Genomic DNA, 19,266 nt, shown 5'->3' on the forward strand with positions numbered 1-19,266 from the left:
CCAATAATCTATCGGCTACATATCATTTGTTTACATTTCTTCTTACTTCACATTCCCATTTTAAAAAGTTCGTTTTCACATTCATATTGTACACTTTTTTAGACATTATTCTATAGCTAAATATAAAAAAATAAGAGTAACACGCTTTCATCATCATTTTATATGATAAATGTGTGTCACTCTCATCAATTTTATTTTTTAAATACACGTTTCATTGAATTAAATAAGCCACGTTCAAATGTAAGTACTGAATCTTTATATGTTTTAATTGCAATCCATATCAAGACAGCTACCATTACAATTGAGATTAAAGAACTTAAGATGACCTCATATATTTGAAGCCCTGAAGTTTGAGCGCGTACAACTAATTGAAATGGCGCTAAAAACGGAATATAACTTGTGATTAAAGCAAGTCGCCCATCAGGATTATTTATCGTGAATATCGCGATATAAAATGCAATCATACCAAGTAATGTCAGTGGCATCAAAGATTGATTTAAATCTTCTATTCTAGATGTTAATGATCCGAGGATGGCTGCAAGTAATACATACGCCATAATTCCAACAATACTACTTATAATTCCGACAATAATAATTTGCCAAGACAATTGATTCATTTCCACGTTAAAACCTTGTAGCAAGTCTTTTAAGTCAAAGGCAAAAATGCATATAACTGCCATCAATACAATTAAAATAATCTGAGTCACGGCAACTGCTATAACGCCTAAAATTTTAGCAAAAATATGTTGGATTGGTGAAATACTTGTAATAATCATTTCAATGACACGCGATGTTTTCTCACTAGCAATTTCCATAGCTATTTGAGATGCATAATTTAAAACAATAAAGAACATTAGAAAGATAATGCCATAAGCTAAAGCATAGTTGAAAATCTTTTGTCCTTCTGATACTTTATCGACTTCATCATTAGAAATCACCTTATTATCAACTTTACTTTGTGCTTGTAATTTTTGTAAGTCTTCTTTGTTGATATTTAATTCCCCGGCTACCATATTTGTTTGAATAGCTGTAAGCAGTGCTTGTACTTTTTGTGAATCTTCATGACTTACTCGCTTCTCACTAATGATTGTCCCTTGTAACGTGCGATTTTGATTCACCTTGATAATATAAGCTTTATCAAGTTTATGTTTTTTTACTTCTTTTTCAGCATCTTCTATAGAAACTTTAGTAAACTTAGCATCACTATGAAATGTATTCGCCTGTTGCTTGAAAACCTTATAGATTTGTTCATTCGGTGCTGCTACACCAATTTTATCTGGACCATCATCAAACATGTTAATAATCTTATCAATGTTAGATAGGCCAATCATTAAGGCAGCAATAATAATCATAAAAATTACAAATGATTTAGCTTTAATTTTTTTGATATATGTCAAAGTAAATGTCGCCCAAAACTTATGCATCCTTGCCACCAACCTTCTCAATGAATATATCTTGTAATGATGGTTCTACAACTTGGAATCGTTTAACATAACCTTGATGTGCCACAACTTGATAAATATCTTTGGCTACGTCTTCATTCTCAATCGTCAACTGAAGACCTTGCTTCATGTTTTCACTATGAATGATGCCTCTAATGTTTGTTAAATCTGGTAGTGTTGTTTCTGATTCAATGACAACTTTCTTGTTACCATTAGATGCACGTACATGATTGATATCACCAGAAACAACAAGTTGACCTTTATCTAAAATACAAACATCATCACATAATTCTTCAACATGCTCCATACGGTGAGAACTATAAACGATTGTACTGCCCCAATCATTTAAGTCTTTAACTGCTTCTTTTAATAACTCAACATTAACTGGGTCTAGACCACTGAAAGGCTCATCTAATATTAGTAATTCTGGTTTATGTAACATACTTGCTAACAGCTGAATTTTTTGTTGATTCCCTTTTGATAGACTATCAATTCGTTTTTTGCGGTTTTCAGTAATATCAAAACGCTCAAGCCAATACGATATTTGCTGTTGTATTTCTGTTTTTGACATTCCCTTTAAAGTTGCCAAATATTTCAATTCTTCTTCAACTGTCAATTTCCCATGTAAACCGCGTTCTTCCGGTAAATAACCAATACGATTGTACATTGTTTTATCTAGTTTTTTACCGTTATACGTAATGTGTCCTTCAGTTGGTTCACTTAAGCCTAAAATCATACGAAATGTCGTTGTTTTACCTGCACCATTTCTTCCTAGAAAACCTAACATTTTGCCTGATTCTAACTCTAATGAAATATCATTTACTGCCGTCATCTTGCCAAAACGTTTCGTAACATGTTCAATTACAAGTCCCATACTTTGCCTCCTAAAAAAATATGTATTTATCTTAATATAACATTTCTATTCTCTATAAATGCAATATTTTTAAAGTGAATTTATTTTTAAAATTTCTGAAATTGAAATATTTAAATAGTATCTTCTTTGCATGTTAAGTATCATTAGCGCTAGATACGCATTTCCCATATCTTTATTGCCTTATTTGTAAAAAAATATCCCAGCATCATTGTGCCGAGATATTTATATCATTACAATTGATTATCTGTTTCTTCCGGTGTTTTCGGTGTTTCAGATGTCACTGGTTGATTTTTAATTGTAGACGGGTATTTTGGGCTTTCGCCATATTTATTTGCCGGCTTACTGTCAAAGCATAGGAATACTATCATAACAATTGTTAGGCCTAAATAAACAAAATAAAGAAGTACTAACAAAATATTAAGACCCATCGGCATTAATGTAAAATCACTGTCATAATAACTATCGATAATCTGTAATACTATATAAAATATAATACTGAATACTGTCATAATCATTGGAAATAACATTGTTCTTGATATATCGTGAAATCTTCGAACGCACAACGCTAAATTTGGAATAAACGTTGCCAAACTATAGACAAAAGTATACACAGATGTAAGGATAATCATCAATATACTCATAACTATTAATGTTTCGTTATCTGCCGCTATAGAAATAAAGAATAGAAATAGGTTTATTATTAGCACACACACAGCTGGAACCATAAGTATCAAATGCCATAGTGCCATATACCAATATTCACTACGTCTTGATCTCCCCTTAAAATTTACATAATTTTTCCAAAATAATACGAATGATTTCATAAAACCTACTTGAGGTAATTGTTCCATTGTAATCTCCCTTTCGTTAATCATATTTATATTTTTAATTATTGTTACCGTTATAATTTACAAGATTCATTATCAAGCCACTTCATTTCAATCGTCAATCACTTTGGAAAATGAACTTTATATTTCATCACTAGTAAAATGAAAACCCGCTACAAGTACACATCTATATGGAGACTCATTTGAAAGTCAACGCTTCGTTAACTATACTAAAAATATGTCACACTGCAATGTTCACGTTTAAAAGAGTCTCAATCTCTGCAAATAAAATATTCCATAACAAAGTATATACTTTACATTTTTATAATTCTTAACAATACTATTTTATCAAACATTTACCACAATAAAAATATCTTTATCATTTTTATTTAATTTAATCATATAATTGCGAGGAGAATATTATGGATTTCGTTAATAATGATACAAGACAAATTGCTAAAAACTTATTAGGTGTCAAAGTGATTTATCAGGATACCACTCAAACGTATACAGGCTACATCGTGGAAACGGAAGCTTACTTAGGTTTGAATGATCGTGCGGCTCATGGCTATGGCGGTAAAATAACACCTAAAGTCACGTCATTATATAAACGTGGTGGTACAATTTATGCACATGTCATGCATACGCATTTACTCATTAATTTTGTAACAAAATCTGAAGGTATACCTGAAGGCGTACTTATACGCGCAATTGAACCAGAAGAAGGTTTATCCGCTATGTTCCGTAACAGAGGTAAGAAAGGCTACGAGGTAACGAATGGCCCAGGAAAATGGACTAAGGCATTTAACATTCCACGGGCTATCGATGGCGCTACGTTAAATGACTGTAGATTGTCTATTGATACTAAGAATCGTAAATATCCTAAAGATATTATTGCTAGTCCACGAATCGGTATTCCAAATAAAGGTGATTGGACACATAAATCTTTACGTTACACAGTGAAAGGTAATCCATTTGTGTCTCGCATGCGTAAATCAGATTGTATGTTTCCCGAAGATACTTGGAAATAAATGCCATCTTTCATTGATTACTATCATGAAAATGAAATCTATCTCCTTATAAGTCAATCAATCGTGCCGTCAACATGCGGATGGGTTGATTGTTTTTCTTTGTATCCATCATATTTTTTGATTCATCTCCTCTTATTGAACTTGTTCTTAATTATAAAATATAACAATAGAATTATTTATAATTATTAAATTTAGATGCATTAATATTATTGATATTATTTTCAAAAACTAGAAATATTGATTTGTTGCATGTATAATGTTAAAAGCGCCCTTTTATAACGCTTACATATAAAAGCTTATTTAGGGAGAGGGATATTCAACAAGGGGGATTTGAAAATGATAGAACTTAATGCAATTACAACATTATGTTTAGCTTGTATCCTTTATTTACTTGGTAAGGCTATCGTTAATCACGTTAATTTTTTAAAACGTATTTGTATACCAGCACCAGTGATTGGCGGCTTAATCTTTGCTATTTTAGTTGCGGCTTTGGATTCATTTGGCATGGTTAAGATTAAATTAGATGCTTCATTCATTCAAGATTTCTTCATGTTAGCATTCTTTACGACAATCGGTCTTGGTGCATCATTGAAATTATTTAAATTAGGTGGCAAACTCTTGCTATTATACTTTATGTTTTGTGCTATCATTTCAGTCATTCAAAACATAGTTGGTGTATCACTAGCAAAAGTATTAAATATTAAACCTTTGTTAGGATTAACAGCAGGTTCCATGTCTATGGAAGGCGGTCATGGTAATGCTGCTGCTTATGGTAAGACAATTCAAGATTTAGGTATTGATTCGGCACTGACAGCGGCTCTTGCAGCTGCAACTTTAGGTCTTGTATTTGGAGGGCTTATCGGTGGTCCAGTTGTAAAATTTTTAATCAAACGTTATAACTTAAAGCCTCAACATAGTGACGATACATTTAAAGATTATAGCCAAGTAGCATATAACGAACATTTACATAGTAAATTTAATGCCACTGAAGTATTCTTCATTCAATTTACAATCGTTGTATTCTGTATGGCAGTTGGAAGTTATTTCAGTCATTTGTTTACATCTCAAACAGGGATTAATGTTCCAATTTACGTTGGCTCATTATTTGTAGCTGTTATTGTCCGAAATATCTCTGAAAGTTTTAATTTTAATATTGTAGATTTAAAAATTACTAATCAAATTGGCGATGTCGCATTAGGTATTTTCTTATCTCTTGCGCTAATGAGCATTCAATTAATCGAAATTTATAAACTTGCTATACCTCTTATTATTATTGTTTTAGTTCAAGTTGTCGTTATGATTTTATTTGCTGTTTTAATTTTATTTAGAGGTTTAGGAAAAGATTATGATGCTGCAGTAATGGTAGGTGGTTTTATCGGGCATGGGCTTGGTGCAACGCCAAATGCCATGGCAAATTTAGATGTTATTACTAAAAAATATGGTAACTCACCTAAAGCATATTTAGTTGTACCTATTGTTGGTGCATTCTTAATCGATTTAATTGGTGTTATAGTCATTATGGGATTCATTCAATGGTTTAGTTAAACATCAAACTCATAAATAAAAGAGGAGGTCTTCGCCTCCTCTTTTATTTATCCTCGATGTATATTCAAGCTACGTTGTTCTATCCATGACAATATTTCCGGACTAAATACGATTTGTTTTTGTGTTAAGTCGTCAATATTTTTAGCATCTAACATCGTCATTATTGATTTCATGTGTTCAATAAATGATTCTACATAAGCTACTGTATGTGCAATGCCATTATTTTCAACTTGATTTAAAAACGGACGAGACATACCAGTTGCCTTTGCACCAAGTGCTAAACTTTTAATTGCATCGAGTGGTGTACGTAAACCACCACTCGCGAAAACTGAAATTTCGCTTTGATAAGCCGTTGTTTCAAGTAATGACTCAACTGTAGACTGTCCCCATGATGATAAGTAATCCATATCTTTATTTGCACGACGTTCATTTTCAATATCTACAAAGTTAGTACCACCTTTGCCACTAACATCGACATACTTGACGCCTATTTGTTGTAAGTCATGCATTAATTCTTTGCTCATACCAAATCCAACTTCTTTTATAATGACTGGAACAGACACTCGTGATACAATCGACGCTATATTATCTAACCAAGTCACAAATTCACGATTCCCTTCAGGCATAACTAATTCTTGAGGAGAATTAACATGGATTTGTAACGCTTGTGCCTCAAGTAATTCAACTGCTTCCAAAGCCTTTTCTACTGGTACGTCCGCACCAACATTGCTAAAAATCATGCCTTCAGGATTCATTTTTCGCGCAATCGTAAACGTCTCAGCCATGCGTGGATTTCTCAATGCCGCATGTGTTGATCCAACTGCCATCGCTAAGCCAGTTTCTCTTGCAACTACAGCTAGCTTTTCATTGATGTTTTTCGTCCACTCGCTACCACCCGTCATTGCATTAATATAAACCGGATATGCCATCGTTAAGTCAGGCGTCTGTGATGTCAAATCGATATCATTTACATTAATTGATGGGATAGAATGATGCACAAAACGCATCTTATCAAAATCTGAATACATTGCGTCAGATTGAGCCATTGCTATTTCAACATGTTCATTTTTTCTCTGTTCTCTTTGAAAATCACTCATGATTAAACCTACCTTTTCGTCATTTCTAATTTAAAACCATTTTTTACGTCTGAAAAAGATGATTAATACGACAGCTATAACAAACATTACAGCTAAGCAAATATAATATCCATAATGTAAATGTAATGCCGGCATATTTACAAAGTTCATACCATAAATCCCAGCTATGAATGTTAACGGTGAAAATATAACTGATACTAACGTTAATACTTGCATAATACTATTCATTCTAAATGACGTGTATGACTCAAAATTTTCTCGTATTTCGTTTGTCATTTCTTGAGCAGTACGAATGATATTACGTTGCTTAATCAAGTGGTCATCGATATGTTGAATGTATAGCGAATGTTTATTATCTATAATCAAATCACCATTTTGTTTCATTGTATCAATTAGCTCTTGCATAGGAAACAGTACACGTTTTACTTTAATCAAATCCGAACGTAACTTAAAGACACTATCCATGACCATTTTATTAAAGCGATCATCTACATGGCGGTCTTCAAAATGATAAACACTATCTTCAAGTGCATATACAAAGTTGAAATATTTATCAACCATCATATCTAAAATTAATATGACGACATCTGCACAATCTAATTCTGCATCTAATGTATTCATATACTTATAGACTACTTTATTTAATGATTCCAACGTTTGATGATGATATGTTACTAATACATTGTCTTGTATAAAAATATTTAGTGCTATTGGTGAATAGTTTGACCCCATAATACTATGGAATACTAAGTATTGATAATCTTTATAAGATTTATATTTAGCTCGTGGCATACCGTTAATTGCATCATCCACTTCTAAATCATTAAAATTAAAATGTGCTTTAAACCATTCATTTTCTTGTTCATTCGGTTCATCAAAATCATACCAAACAATAGTCGCATCTTTTGGTATCTCTTTGATATCATCAACTACTTTAAACGGTTCATATGTAGTTTGATACCGTATCTTTAAAGCCATCGATACTCCCCCTAAATAACGAATTCTCTATTATTTTATCATGAATTAAATAACGTGTATGTCTTAATTTATTTTAGTATGATAGTCACTAAGGAGATGGTTATTATCAAACAACTTTTTACACATACTCAAACCGTAACATCTGAATTCATTGACCATAACAATCATATGCATGATGCAAATTATAATATCATTTTTAGTGACGTCGTGAATCGTTTTAATTACAGCCACGGTCTTTCTTTAAAAGAACGCGAAAATTTAGCATATACGCTATTTACACTAGAAGAACATACGACATACCTCTCAGAATTGTCTCTTGGCGATGTATTTACTGTTACTTTATATATTTATGATTACGATTATAAGCGGTTGCATTTATTTTTAACATTAACTAAAGAAGATGGTACACTAGCATCAACAAATGAAGTAATGATGATGGGAATTAATCAGCACACACGTCGTTCTGATGCTTTTCCTGAATCATTTTCAACACAAATAGCACACTATTATAAAAATCAACCAACTATCACTTGGCCTGAACAATTAGGACATAAAATAGCAATTCCACACAAAGGAGCATTAAAATGACAGATGCATTACAACAAAAGATTCATATCGAATTACTAGATTTATTAGATGATGTTAAGTTTGAATTAACAGAATTAAATGCACAAAAAGGGTTATACATTAACGGACCAGCAAATCAGCTACTTAAGCGTGGCGTGCATATGGCTTATGTTCAAGGACAAAAGCAAGCCATCGATAATATTATGACTATTGTGGAACAACAGCTTGAAGATCAACATTTCCTAGAACATTATGATAAATTTCAAAATGAGGTTGCTCATCGCAATTATGATAAAACAGCTAACTTTGCAGAACTTAGTGATATTCCACGTCAATTCGATAATTTTTTAGATCAATTTTATCAAATTAAAGGGCAATACTTTATCATCACACATATCAATACACTTATTGGTGATTTTCACTCAGAAGCTCATTAACAATTAGTCTATATAACCCTTGCTATATTTTCAAAAACAAAACCCAATTACGATTTCATGTCAAATATCATCTTGCATGAAATCGTAACTGGGTCATTTATATGTTATTAGTTATTTTGTGTTACATCATCATCTATCGATTTGGCAATTTGTTTAATAGCTTTATGTGATTGTCTAATTGGATAAATTGGAAAATCATGTACCATCTTAGGATAATCATAAAACTCAATGTATTGATGATGTTGCAACATCATTTGTTCAAATAGCTTCATATCAGGATGTGTCATTTCACGTCCACCACCAAACATATAAACTGGTGGCAATCCTTCTATTGTGCCATTAATTGGCGATATGCGCTTATCTGTTAATGGTAGGCCATTCGCCCATTTTTTCATAATCTCATTGACACCAAACTGACTTAGAACCGCATCTTGTTCGATTAAGGCGTCCGAAATATCTTTATTAGATAGTGTTGCATCTAAAATTGGTGAGATTAAATACAATTTATTCGGTAATGGCTGTTGATTATCTAAAAGAGATTGTACAAAGGATAATGCCAGTGCACCACCTGAACCATCACCCATGACTACGACATTTTGAGGTCCTACTTCAGATACTAATTGATCATAAACACGTTGTATCGCTTGGAAAGTATCGTCAATATGAAACTCTGGTGTCTTTGGATAGATAGGCAGTACAACCTCATATAATGTACTTAAAGTGATTTTATCCAACAATCTCCAATGGAACGGTGATGGTTGTAGTGCATTGAATCCACCGTGAATATATAAAATTTTCTTATCAATTTGATGTCTGAAATTAAAGCGAAAGACTTGCATATCATCTAATGATAATTTTTCTAAATTTGCTTTAACATTTAATGTTGAAGGCTGCTTATGTTTTTTTCTATTTTCAATTTCTCTTTTATAAAAAAATCTTTCAACATCTTGATCATTTTTAAACATAATCGAGCGATTGTGAAGCAAATATTTATTGACAACGCTATTCATAACACGGTTTCTAATCAATGTCTTAACCTACCTTTATATATTTTATGTATCCAATGATTGTCTATCCCCTACATTCTTTGCCAAAAAAAGTATATAATGTAGAAGATATTTTCTTTTTCACTTTCAAATTTAAGACTACAATTGAACAGTGATTTTTCATCATTATAACAGACAACTAGACATATTGATAAGTAAAGAAAAGAACTTTATACGGAGGTACCTTGCATGACAAATCCAAATCAACGATTAGAACCATTTGATGAGACATTTCAACAATCGAATATTCATCGTGGTAAGCGATATGGTAAGAAAAAACGTTCATTGGTAAGCATGATTATTCAAATCATTGTTGTTATATTAACCGCAATCGCTGGATACAGCATGTGGAAACAACCCATTTTTAATATTGTCTTCACCAAAGAATCTGTAGATTTTGATGGCATTAAAAATTTTAACGAGACAATTGGAAAAATGCATCAATTAAATATTAATTTGGGTAATATCAATGATTTACAACAAGGAATCGATCGCTTAATTTTAGTCTTTAACGGTTTCTTTATTTTATGTATCGTTAGCCTAGTCATAACAATACTGACAATTGTATTTAATCGCACAGTTCTAAAAGTAGTAAATATTTTAGTGTTAACAATTATGTTAGTCATTACATTGTATTTCAGTTATATTATTAAAGCACTCGCACAAGAAATTGCAGATGCTTTAAAAAAATATTATTTAAATGTACCACCAGATCAAGTGATTACAGAAGCTGACGCTATTCATAACGGCATCATTTTACTGGGCTGTAGCATCGGTTTACTTGTTATAAGCTTATTCTTCCGTAATCGCATGCCCCGTTTAAAATAATGTTATATAGTAGGGATTGGGACAGAAATGTTATTTTCACAAAATTCATTTCGTTGACCCACTTCCTGCTTTTTCTTTATTAATGACCTACTACGTCAATGCCAAATTTTAATATAATTCCTCTAACATTCTACAAATCAACAAATAAAAAAAGTATCGATAACCATATTTGGCACCGATACTTTAAAAATCATGTCCCCACAACATAATTTTTGATTAGTCACACTTCAATTAATTTATTTTATTTATTCATGATTGATACTATTATCTGCATCTAACTTTTGAGCTGTAGCTTTTGCTTTTTTATTACTTTGTAAAAATAAACATAAAATTAAGGCGATGATGCTAAATATCGTTGCAACTATAAATGCATCATTAATACCTTCAACCGTTGCTAGTTTATTTACAAATTGTAGTAACACTTTCATTGCGCCTTCTTGTCCGCCATATTGTGATGCTAATTCACGCATATGATCTTGTACAACAGGATTCGTTTTATCTAACTCTTCCCCAAAAGCTGATAAGTGTTGTGTAGTTTGTGTTGTCATTACAGTAACTAAGATTGCTGTACCTATAGAGCCTGCTAATTGACGCATCGTATTTAAGAAAGCATTACCATGAGAGGCAAGTCGTCCCGGTAACGCATTAATAGCTGCAGTTACCATTGGCATCATTATAAATGCCATACCAAATGAACGAAGTACATAGATACCCATGATTGTCATATATGGTGTATCCATATTTAATTTAGTTAATTCCCATGTTGCATAAGTCATGACAGCAATACCAAAAATGGCTAAAGGTTTTAAACCAATCGTGTCTAACAACTTACCAGCAAATGGTCCTAGTAGACCCATAATTAGAGAACCAGGTAATAATAACAATCCGGAATCTAATGCTGAGAAACCACGTAAATTTTGTAAGTAAATTGGTAATAAAATCATACCACCATACAAACTTAACATTACAACCATATTAATAATTGTTGTTAATGTAAATGTTGGGAATTTCAATACTTCTAAATTCAACATTGGCGCCTTCATTCTTAATTCTCTTATTACAAATAGAATAATAAAGATAATACCAATCGCAAACATTGTTTCTATCTCAACAGAACCCCAGCCTTTGTTCCCCGCTTCTGAAAAGCCGTATAACAAAGCACCAAAACCAATCGTACTAAAAATGATACCTGGGATATCAGCTTTAGGGTTTGTTGTATATTGATATAACTTAAACCATACAAAACCAACTAAAATAGCGATAATCCCGATAATGAACATACCGTAAAACATCACATTCCAATGGTAATTTTGTACAATATAACCTGATAATGTTGGACCAATTGCAGGTGCTAAAATCATTGCGATACCCATTGTACCCATGGCAGCACCACGTTTTTCAGGTGGATAAATTGTAATAATAACAATTGAACCTAATGGCATTAGTACACCTGCACCAATGGCTTGTAATACACGTCCAACCATCATGATTGGGAAATTCATTGAAATCGCACAGATTAATGAACCAATTGTAAAGAGTACTAACGCAACTAAAAATAATTTTCGATATGAATATTTATTAAATAGATACGCCGTAATTGGTATTAAAATACCGTTTACTAACATGAATCCCGTCATCAACCATTGCCCTGTTGACGCAGAAATATTAAATTCCGTATTAATTTTTGGCAAAGCAACATTTAATAATGTTTGGTTTAAAATCGCAATAAACATACCGAATAATAATGCCGCTAATATTTTACCGCGTGAAACACCTTCACCAAAAATAAAGTTTTTATGTTCTTTTTTTATTTTTTCATTCACTTTATATTCTTCTGATTCAGGATTTTTAGCAGCAACTGCTTCCTCACCATTATTATTAGTGAATGCTTCTTGATCTTTCTCAGACCCCTTTGTGTAACCATTTAGACTAACTTGGCTATGATCATCTTGATTGTCAACACGCAACTCTTCATGCGTCATACGTTGTGTCGATTGATCAGTTGTTTTGTCTAAATCACTAGCTTTAAATTTAGATTGATTTGATTGACGTGTCGTAAATTGTTGTTCCTTTTGTTGGCGTTTGCCTTTTTTTCTTGATCTTATTAAAAATAAATTGATAACCCCAACAATAATGAGCGCTAAAATAATGTAGCTAATAATGAAGGTCGTAGTCATTTAATGACCCCCTTAATTTTTATGGATTTTTACTTCAGCGTTCATTCCAGGAACAACTTGTTTAGACGGTTCTGATTCTAGAGTGATTTTAACAGGTATTACTTGAGAAACTTTAGTGTAGTTACCATCACTATTTGATGATGGCATTAATGAAAAGCTTGCAGCAGTTGCTTTTCCAATACTATCAACTTTACCTTTAATAGAAGCTTTTTGACCGTCAATAGTCACATCAACATCTTTACCTACTTCAACATCTTTAATATCTTTTTCGTCAATATTTGCTGTTACATATAAATCATCTAAATTGTATGCATAAGCGATTGGGTTACCAGCTTGCACCATTGAACCTTCCATACCATCTAATTTGGCAATTGTACCTTTTTGAGGCATTTTAAGATCCATATCTTTCGTTTCGCCATCTTGACCTTGTACAGTAACAGTTGCTACTTTGTCACCTTTATCGAGTTTGTCACCTTGTTTAACATTAAGTGATTTAATTTGTCCAGATGCAGGACTTGCTATTTTAATTTGATCGCCATTTACTTTTGCATTATCAGTTGTTACATAGCTTGTTGTTTTATTCCAGAAATAAAAGCCAGCAATCCCAATTGCTAACAGTACAACAACCGTAATGACATTAATTAATATCATCTTTTTCATGAAACATTTCCTCCTATTTGCTTTTAAAATTCACTTTATTTATTATAGAGACATGATAACTAAAAAAACACCAACAATTTTTATAAGAGTGTTGGTTAAAATTCACAAAGGTGTAACAATATGAAACGACAAGCCAAAATAGAAATTCAAAACGCACTTGTTGATTTGATGGCTGAATATCCTTTTCAAGAAATATCCACTAAAATGATTTGCGCGTATTGTAATATTAATCGTTCTACTTTTTATGATTATTACAAAGATAAATTTGATTTATTGGATACCATCAACTCAAAGCATAAAGAAAAATTCCAATTTCTTCTAAGCGCGCTACATCATAATTTCGAAAATATTAAACAGGATAAGCTTAAACTTTATAAATTCTTCATTATTATTGCTAAGTATATCAAGCACAATGAGCAATTTTTCAAAGACATTTTAGTTACCTATCCAATGAAAACATTATTCATAGACTATATAAATTTAGCGAGAGATTACTATCAACAAATTATGAATGACTATAGTACTACAGTAACCAATAAACAGCTTTATGTTACATATATCATAGGCGGTCAAGCTGGGGTGTTTATTAATTGGCTTTCGAATGGTTGTAATGAATCACCTGAAGAAGTTGCTGACATTTTATTGGCTAATACGATTAAACTTCAAAACTAATAATACGGTTTCATTCTAATAAAGAAATGCTATAAAACAACTAGATAAAGTTAAACCAAATGGATAGATAATAGTACATATGTTACGGTGCTATCAATATAAAAATGCCGAGATTTCCACATAATAATCTCGGCATTTTTATTTTTGATGCTAAATTCATAGGTCTATGAATAGCTCAAGTTTTGTTTTTTAATTTTTCAATTCAATATAATAGAAGAAACTATGTTTATCATCGATTTGTTTTAAATACCTTCATATTATAAATCTGTAAAATAATTAATATAACTGCTGTAGCTATAATAATAATTATGTAAGGTATAGGATTATCTTCACCTTTTACCCCCACTAATGGCGATGCAACACACCAAATAAAAACTGCACTAAACCTAATAAACTTGATGAACTCCCTCTACCACTACTACTTTCATCCATAGCTATTGTAAAACCAAGTGTCGCAACACCTGTCACTGGTGCTATTAAAATGATAAATCCTATCGCTAAAATCCAAAAGTTCCAATGATTAAGCAATACAATCGTCACTAAAATTACACCGATAATCTGAATCATCGTCATGCCTCTCATCAATTTTTGTGAGTCTATAAAATCAACAAGGTACCCAGTAAGTTGACTTGATATAATGAGCGTAATACCAATTCCTGCAAACATCCAACTAAATTGTATTGCAGTCATGCCATAAATTTTTTGAATAATAAACGGAGACGCAGAAATATAAGTAAATAATATTACAAATGTCATACCTTGAATGAGCATTGGTAATACAAAACGTGGCGTCTTCAATAATATTTTGAAGTTTTTAAACATTGTCTTTAATCCACTACTTGACTCACGATTTGTCACTGTTAATGATTCAGGTACTTTTAATAAAGAACCTATGACCATGACGAAGCCAAAGATAGTCAGAATGACAAAGACCATACGCCAGACAGAATAATTTAAAATTATGCCCCCTATTGTTGGCGCAACAACTGGTGCAATACCATTAACAAGCATCAATAATGCCATAAACTTAGTTAGTTCATTACCACTATACATATCACTTGCTATAGCTCTTGAAATAACTGCTGCTGCGCCACCTGTCACTCCTTGAAGAAATCTTAATGCAACCATCAGCCAAATATTATGTACAAAAACAATACCTAAACTTGCTAATGTAAAAATAATCATAGCTATAATAAGCGGCTTTCTGCGCCCAGTTGAATCTGAAATTGGACCAGCAAACAAATTACCAAACGCTAAACCAATCATAAACATCGATAATGTTAATTGTGCGTTAGACGTCGTTGTTTGAAAATCATGTCTAATATCTGGTAATCCAGGCAAAAACATATCTATCGATAATGCTCCAATGGCAGTCAAAGATCCTAAAATAATAATAAATATCGGTGAACGCTTGTTAAAATGCGTTAAATCATTCATATGACTATCTCCTTTATATAATGATTAGTTTATAACTATCACGAACAGAAACTAAATTTAAATATGCTCTTTTATATATTAGCATTAGTCACAAGTTTCATGAACATCATTACAACTTATAAAAGGTATAAAATGATATAAACCTCAGCACTTCATAAATTTTTCCACAAAAAACAATCCCTTCAAAGTAATTCACACTAATTGTAAATACTTTGAAAGGATGTTGTTTGTATTCCATGACACATGCATCTTATTTAAGTTTTATACTCTATTTTTCTGATGTCTTGATTAATTGCAAGCGGTCTTGCGAGCCTTGTTCAAGCTCATATTCTTTATCTACTTGCTTACCGTTTTCATTTATTAATCTTACGGTTGCGGTAATCTTATCACCATGTTTTTCAGCATCTATAATTTGTGGTGAACTAATCATCATTAAACTTCCTTTAGATACACGCTTCTTTACATCATCATAAAAAGATGATCCTTTTTTTATATATGATGATACAAAATCAAAATCCGACTGATTAAACGCAGCATTATTCGCTAAAGAATATCCAGCAAAGAATTCTATCAATTTGTTCTTCAAGCTGTTTTCTTCTTTTTCTTTCTTTTCAACATAGTCTTCGATATCTTCACTGTCAAAATTCAAAGTTATTTCTGTATTGTATTTTAAATCGCTAGCTTTAATCGTCTTCGTCTGTGTTGTAAATGTTTTATCTTTCGCTTTACCTGAAGCTGAAATGGTAATATCTTTATTTTGTGGATATGGACCATACGTTTTGGAACTTGAAAATGCCATTTCACGGTCATTTATAGTTACTTTTTTAGAACTATCATTTAATTTTGTATCGCCTTTTAAAGTTACAGTTATATTTGCTTCTTCAAAATCTTCAGTAACATCTACCGTTTCAGAATTACTTTGTCTAAAATCAAATTTTAAATAGCCTGCAAAATCACCGTTCTCAGTTGATTTCATAGCTGGAATTCTATATGTCCCCGGTATAAAATTACCTATTGGCGTCACTTTATTTGCTTCAGCTATAACCGTCTTTTTCTTACCACCAGATTTAAACTCATATTTTGTTTTTTCTTTCGGTTTAACAATTGGTTGCTTGGTAGGTGCAGTAAAGCTCATATTATCGAAAAAGATATAACGCGTGCCATTTTTACTTACACGTAATATATTTTGACCAGATCTGGTTTGAATATAAGAAGCTACGCTGGTCTTACTCTTATTCAATTTATGTACCGTATTTTTAAGGTCGCTGACAAATTGCTTAAGCCCAACTTCATCTTTGATATAGTTAATGTATACTTTCGCTTCTTCAGAATCTACTTTATTATCTTTAGTACTTAATAATGTTGCTACTTTTTGTTTATCATTATTCTCAATCGCATTCACTAATATTTTAGTTTGCGCTTCAGGTGAATTGAAGTTTCTTAGTAAAAAGAACAATATAATAATTAAGATTAAAATGAAAAAACCAATTGCCCAAGGCACCATTTTTCTCATATTGATGTTATTAGTTTGTATATCTTCATCGGTTGACTTTCTATATAATGCTTGACGACTATCAAATTTATGTCCACATTGTGTACATATCTGTACATCATCTTGTGCTTGTTGTCCGCACTTCGGGCAAGATTTCATACTTTCACCTCAATTCTGTTCCTCTTCAATTGTTATATGTATATCACAAAAATTATTTCATTATTTTACCATTATTATTTTACAAATATTATCCCAAGAATACAATTCAAGAAATGATTAACTTTACTTTAGAATTGTACCTTATTACATTATTTATGAAAGTACTCTCTCAATTATAACTAAAAAGAAGGTGTTCAATACATACATATTTAGTCTTATATTTGAACACCTTCAAAAACCTATTTATGATTGCTATATGTTTTAATGCGATGATTGATGACTTCTAATACTTGCCTTACATTTTCAATATCTTCAGAATTTAAATCATTAGTAATATCTTGCGCAATATCTGTCATAATCGCATTACGTTCTTTCAAATATGCTCTACCTTTGTCAGTTAAGGTTATGAATTTCAAACGTTGATCAATATTTAAATTTGGTTTATCTAACTTAACTAATTTAGCATCGATTAACTTTTTAATTCGTCGGCTTACTGCGGCCTTATTTACACCTTGTCTTTGCGTGATTTCACTAATTGTCAAAGGTTCTTTATTTAACATACCTAATACGTTAGACTGCTCTAATGAAATTTCATATTCATTTTGTAAATCTTTCAACATTTTTGCAGTTAATGCGTTAACGTTATTTATAAACTGCTCTAAAAATTGAATATGGTCTTGTAAATGTTTTACCATAATTATTTCTCCCTAATTACTATTTTTATAAAGTATCCTCAGCAATCATTGTATCGCACATCTAAAAAACACAAAAATATTGACCCATATATAATATAACAAATTAAGACTTACATGTTGCTGCGTTCTCCTTGCTTTAATAAATTAAATCATCTACATTTATATTTAATATTTATTATAAGCGAGGTGTCAGTATGTTATTGAATTTATTATTAATATTTATACTTATCGTTATTTGTCCGTTAATTTTCAACTATACTCTGACGTTAAATTTAACATGCTACATCTTAGTTGTCATATCGATATTTTTGTCACTCATCTATAGCATCATGACCTATACTTTCCCTTGGTCTATGTTTGTAACATTTATAATAATCAGTATTATCATGCTATTCAAACATAGATATTTATTTTCTCATACTTCTAGTCGCTTATTTATTAAAAAATTATTATCTTTTTCATATAAATTTGTACTCTACACATCAGCACTTCTATTTATAAGTACGATTCAGTCACCTATTGTGAAAGGTTTGTCTATGTGGTTAGCTATATTATGTCTTTCCCTGTTACTAACCTTTATTTGTTATCTCGTTTGGACAGTATCATATAGACATAGATCATACAACAAAGAAGTTGATATCATAATTGTGTTAGGTGCTGGTATTTTTACCGAATTTGTCACACCAATGCTTGCAGCGCGTTTAGACCGTGCACTTGATATCTATCAACAACAAGCATCAGCAACAAAGATCATTGTATCTGGCGGACAAGGACCAGACGAACCAATTTCTGAAGCTTTAGCTATGCAACGTTATTTGATTGCACATGGTGTTGATAAAACAGATATACTAATGGAATCTCACTCTATAAATACATACACAAACTTTTTATATTCTAAACAAATCATCAACAATTTGTATCATGAAGCAGTTAAAATTGTTTGTGTAACAAGTCAGTTTCATGTATTACGCGCCTTACGACTAGCCCAAAAATTAGGTTTATCTATCGATGGTGTCGGAAGTCATACACCATATCACTTTTTCTTACATGTGCTCATTAAAGATTATCTAGGCGTAATGTATCAGTATAGATTGTTATTAACGTTATATTGTTCAAGTAGTTGGTTTATATGTCTTTACGCCGCTTTTATTTATAATAGTTAATCCACAAACAAACTATTATTATAGGTTGTTTCTAATATTGCGTCAAACTATCTTTAAATATTCGTTAATCCTTGATTAGACAATTGTTATATTGAAAATAAATAAACTAAAGCACGTCATCATTTTATATAATAGTGAC

At 31.6% G+C, this 19,266-nt stretch carries 19 protein-coding genes and 1 pseudogene; 7 read left to right on the plus strand and 13 right to left on the minus strand.

Annotation, left to right across the window (positions count from 1 at the left end):
* Nucleotides 1-22 precede the first annotated feature (22 nt).
* The 4 genes from IDG66_RS11410 to IDG66_RS11425 all read right to left on the minus strand — a co-directional run bounded on the left by IDG66_RS11410 (nucleotide 23) and on the right by IDG66_RS11425 (nucleotide 3,167).
* The gene (locus tag IDG66_RS11410; protein ID WP_001789152.1) at nucleotides 23-208 is read right to left on the minus strand and encodes a hypothetical protein; all 186 of its coding nucleotides are present in this window, start codon (nucleotides 206-208) and stop codon (nucleotides 23-25) included.
* Nucleotides 192-1,424: an ABC transporter permease gene (locus IDG66_RS11415; RefSeq protein WP_000548705.1), complete on the minus strand. Its 1,233-nt coding sequence runs from the start codon at nucleotides 1,422-1,424 to the stop codon at nucleotides 192-194. The genes IDG66_RS11410 and IDG66_RS11415 overlap by 17 nt, the downstream gene beginning before the upstream one ends.
* Nucleotides 1,417-2,316 (minus strand): ABC transporter ATP-binding protein, encoded by a 900-nt coding sequence (locus IDG66_RS11420; RefSeq protein ID WP_000524830.1) that lies wholly within the window; start codon nucleotides 2,314-2,316, stop codon nucleotides 1,417-1,419. The genes IDG66_RS11415 and IDG66_RS11420 overlap by 8 nt, the downstream gene beginning before the upstream one ends.
* A gap of 230 nt (nucleotides 2,317-2,546) precedes the next feature.
* Nucleotides 2,547-3,167, minus strand: a complete 621-nt coding sequence (locus IDG66_RS11425; RefSeq protein WP_000436820.1) for a DUF805 domain-containing protein — start codon at nucleotides 3,165-3,167, stop codon at nucleotides 2,547-2,549.
* A 398-nt stretch (nucleotides 3,168-3,565) separates the two neighbouring features.
* Here IDG66_RS11425 and IDG66_RS11430 point away from each other — a divergent pair, with 398 nt between their 5' ends.
* Nucleotides 3,566-4,174, plus strand: coding sequence for a DNA-3-methyladenine glycosylase (locus IDG66_RS11430; protein ID WP_000348300.1), 609 nt, complete (start codon nucleotides 3,566-3,568; stop codon nucleotides 4,172-4,174).
* Nucleotides 4,175-4,510: 336 nt separating this feature from the next.
* Entirely contained in the window at nucleotides 4,511-5,719 is a 1,209-nt protein-coding gene (gene gltS / locus IDG66_RS11435; RefSeq protein ID WP_000571578.1) for a sodium/glutamate symporter, read from the plus strand.
* Between the two features lie 47 nt (nucleotides 5,720-5,766).
* Here the strand turns inward: gltS and fni are convergent, their stop codons facing one another.
* Together fni and corA are read right to left on the minus strand one after the other, a co-directional pair.
* Entirely contained in the window at nucleotides 5,767-6,816 is a 1,050-nt protein-coding gene (gene fni / locus IDG66_RS11440) for a type 2 isopentenyl-diphosphate Delta-isomerase (RefSeq protein ID WP_001279387.1), read from the minus strand.
* Nucleotides 6,817-6,846: 30 nt separating this feature from the next.
* Nucleotides 6,847-7,794 (minus strand): magnesium/cobalt transporter CorA, encoded by a 948-nt coding sequence (corA, locus tag IDG66_RS11445; RefSeq protein ID WP_001185431.1) that lies wholly within the window; start codon nucleotides 7,792-7,794, stop codon nucleotides 6,847-6,849.
* Between the two features lie 96 nt (nucleotides 7,795-7,890).
* On the opposite strand from corA, the gene IDG66_RS11450 reads away from it, so the two are divergent.
* Both IDG66_RS11450 and IDG66_RS11455 read left to right on the plus strand, forming a co-directional pair.
* Nucleotides 7,891-8,382 (plus strand): thioesterase family protein, encoded by a 492-nt coding sequence (locus IDG66_RS11450; protein ID WP_000234727.1) that lies wholly within the window; start codon nucleotides 7,891-7,893, stop codon nucleotides 8,380-8,382.
* Complete coding sequence (locus IDG66_RS11455; protein ID WP_000128656.1) at nucleotides 8,379-8,798, plus strand: hypothetical protein; 420 nt, start codon at nucleotides 8,379-8,381, stop codon at nucleotides 8,796-8,798. The genes IDG66_RS11450 and IDG66_RS11455 overlap by 4 nt, the downstream gene beginning before the upstream one ends.
* 107 nt (nucleotides 8,799-8,905) lie before the next feature.
* On the opposite strand, the gene IDG66_RS11460 is transcribed toward IDG66_RS11455, so the two are convergent.
* Nucleotides 8,906-9,826 carry an alpha/beta hydrolase fold domain-containing protein gene (locus IDG66_RS11460; RefSeq protein ID WP_000620869.1) on the minus strand — a complete coding sequence of 307 codons (921 nt, stop codon included), beginning with the start codon at nucleotides 9,824-9,826 and terminating at the stop codon, nucleotides 8,906-8,908.
* 207 nt (nucleotides 9,827-10,033) lie between these two features.
* On the opposite strand from IDG66_RS11460, the gene IDG66_RS11465 reads away from it, so the two are divergent.
* Nucleotides 10,034-10,672, plus strand: a complete 639-nt coding sequence (locus IDG66_RS11465) for a hypothetical protein (protein ID WP_000184234.1) — start codon at nucleotides 10,034-10,036, stop codon at nucleotides 10,670-10,672.
* Nucleotides 10,673-10,917: 245 nt separating this feature from the next.
* Here the strand turns inward: IDG66_RS11465 and IDG66_RS11470 are convergent, their stop codons facing one another.
* On the minus strand, nucleotides 10,918-12,849 hold the full coding sequence (locus IDG66_RS11470; protein WP_000213883.1) for a DHA2 family efflux MFS transporter permease subunit: 1,932 nt from the start codon (nucleotides 12,847-12,849) through the stop codon (nucleotides 10,918-10,920).
* A gap of 12 nt (nucleotides 12,850-12,861) precedes the next feature.
* A complete protein-coding gene (locus IDG66_RS11475; protein WP_000738250.1) occupies nucleotides 12,862-13,509 on the minus strand; it encodes an HlyD family secretion protein in 648 nt (215 codons plus the stop codon).
* Nucleotides 13,510-13,629: 120 nt separating this feature from the next.
* Here IDG66_RS11475 and IDG66_RS11480 point away from each other — a divergent pair, with 120 nt between their 5' ends.
* Nucleotides 13,630-14,181, plus strand: coding sequence for a TetR/AcrR family transcriptional regulator (locus IDG66_RS11480; RefSeq protein ID WP_000828570.1), 552 nt, complete (start codon nucleotides 13,630-13,632; stop codon nucleotides 14,179-14,181).
* Between the two features lie 229 nt (nucleotides 14,182-14,410).
* Here the strand turns inward: IDG66_RS11480 and IDG66_RS11485 are convergent.
* From IDG66_RS11485 to IDG66_RS11500, 4 genes and pseudogenes are all read right to left on the minus strand, one after another.
* A pseudogene (locus IDG66_RS11485) lies at nucleotides 14,411-15,618 on the minus strand (multidrug effflux MFS transporter).
* 109 nt (nucleotides 15,619-15,727) lie between these two features.
* Nucleotides 15,728-15,856 (minus strand): hypothetical protein, encoded by a 129-nt coding sequence (locus tag IDG66_RS11490; RefSeq protein ID WP_001790052.1) that lies wholly within the window; start codon nucleotides 15,854-15,856, stop codon nucleotides 15,728-15,730.
* Nucleotides 15,857-15,886: 30 nt separating this feature from the next.
* Entirely contained in the window at nucleotides 15,887-17,269 is a 1,383-nt protein-coding gene (gene tcaA / locus IDG66_RS11495) for a glycopeptide resistance protein TcaA (protein WP_206172199.1), read from the minus strand.
* A 239-nt stretch (nucleotides 17,270-17,508) separates the two neighbouring features.
* Nucleotides 17,509-17,964 (minus strand): MarR family winged helix-turn-helix transcriptional regulator, encoded by a 456-nt coding sequence (locus IDG66_RS11500; protein WP_000238542.1) that lies wholly within the window; start codon nucleotides 17,962-17,964, stop codon nucleotides 17,509-17,511.
* A 194-nt stretch (nucleotides 17,965-18,158) separates the two neighbouring features.
* Here IDG66_RS11500 and IDG66_RS11505 point away from each other — a divergent pair, with 194 nt between their 5' ends.
* Nucleotides 18,159-19,127, plus strand: coding sequence for a YdcF family protein (locus IDG66_RS11505; RefSeq protein ID WP_001549718.1), 969 nt, complete (start codon nucleotides 18,159-18,161; stop codon nucleotides 19,125-19,127).
* Nucleotides 19,128-19,266: the final 139 nt, after the last annotated feature.

The sequence above is a fragment of the Staphylococcus sp. EG-SA-18 genome, assembly GCF_017151825.1.
GTDB lineage: Bacteria > Bacillota > Bacilli > Staphylococcales > Staphylococcaceae > Staphylococcus > Staphylococcus aureus.

What these genes read in the sequence shown, in the direction of transcription:
- IDG66_RS11415 (WP_000548705.1), bottom strand. Translation starts at nt 1,424, where the DNA reads ATGCATAAGTTTTGGGCGACATTTACTTTGACATATATCAAAAAAATT.
- IDG66_RS11420 (WP_000524830.1), bottom strand. Translation starts at nt 2,316, where the DNA reads ATGGGACTTGTAATTGAACATGTTACGAAACGTTTTGGCAAGATGACG.
- IDG66_RS11425 (WP_000436820.1), bottom strand. Translation starts at nt 3,167, where the DNA reads ATGGAACAATTACCTCAAGTAGGTTTTATGAAATCATTCGTATTATTT.
- IDG66_RS11430 (WP_000348300.1), top strand. Translation starts at nt 3,566, where the DNA reads ATGGATTTCGTTAATAATGATACAAGACAAATTGCTAAAAACTTATTA.
- gltS (WP_000571578.1), top strand. Translation starts at nt 4,511, where the DNA reads ATGATAGAACTTAATGCAATTACAACATTATGTTTAGCTTGTATCCTT.
- fni (WP_001279387.1), bottom strand. Translation starts at nt 6,816, where the DNA reads ATGAGTGATTTTCAAAGAGAACAGAGAAAAAATGAACATGTTGAAATA.
- corA (WP_001185431.1), bottom strand. Translation starts at nt 7,794, where the DNA reads ATGGCTTTAAAGATACGGTATCAAACTACATATGAACCGTTTAAAGTA.
- IDG66_RS11450 (WP_000234727.1), top strand. Translation starts at nt 7,891, where the DNA reads ATGGTTATTATCAAACAACTTTTTACACATACTCAAACCGTAACATCT.
- IDG66_RS11455 (WP_000128656.1), top strand. Translation starts at nt 8,379, where the DNA reads ATGACAGATGCATTACAACAAAAGATTCATATCGAATTACTAGATTTA.
- IDG66_RS11465 (WP_000184234.1), top strand. Translation starts at nt 10,034, where the DNA reads ATGACAAATCCAAATCAACGATTAGAACCATTTGATGAGACATTTCAA.
- IDG66_RS11470 (WP_000213883.1), bottom strand. Translation starts at nt 12,849, where the DNA reads ATGACTACGACCTTCATTATTAGCTACATTATTTTAGCGCTCATTATT.
- IDG66_RS11475 (WP_000738250.1), bottom strand. Translation starts at nt 13,509, where the DNA reads ATGAAAAAGATGATATTAATTAATGTCATTACGGTTGTTGTACTGTTA.
- IDG66_RS11480 (WP_000828570.1), top strand. Translation starts at nt 13,630, where the DNA reads ATGAAACGACAAGCCAAAATAGAAATTCAAAACGCACTTGTTGATTTG.
- IDG66_RS11490 (WP_001790052.1), bottom strand. Translation starts at nt 15,856, where the DNA reads ATGGAATACAAACAACATCCTTTCAAAGTATTTACAATTAGTGTGAAT.
- tcaA (WP_206172199.1), bottom strand. Translation starts at nt 17,269, where the DNA reads ATGAAATCTTGCCCGAAGTGCGGACAACAAGCACAAGATGATGTACAG.
- IDG66_RS11500 (WP_000238542.1), bottom strand. Translation starts at nt 17,964, where the DNA reads ATGGTAAAACATTTACAAGACCATATTCAATTTTTAGAGCAGTTTATA.
- IDG66_RS11505 (WP_001549718.1), top strand. Translation starts at nt 18,159, where the DNA reads ATGTTATTGAATTTATTATTAATATTTATACTTATCGTTATTTGTCCG.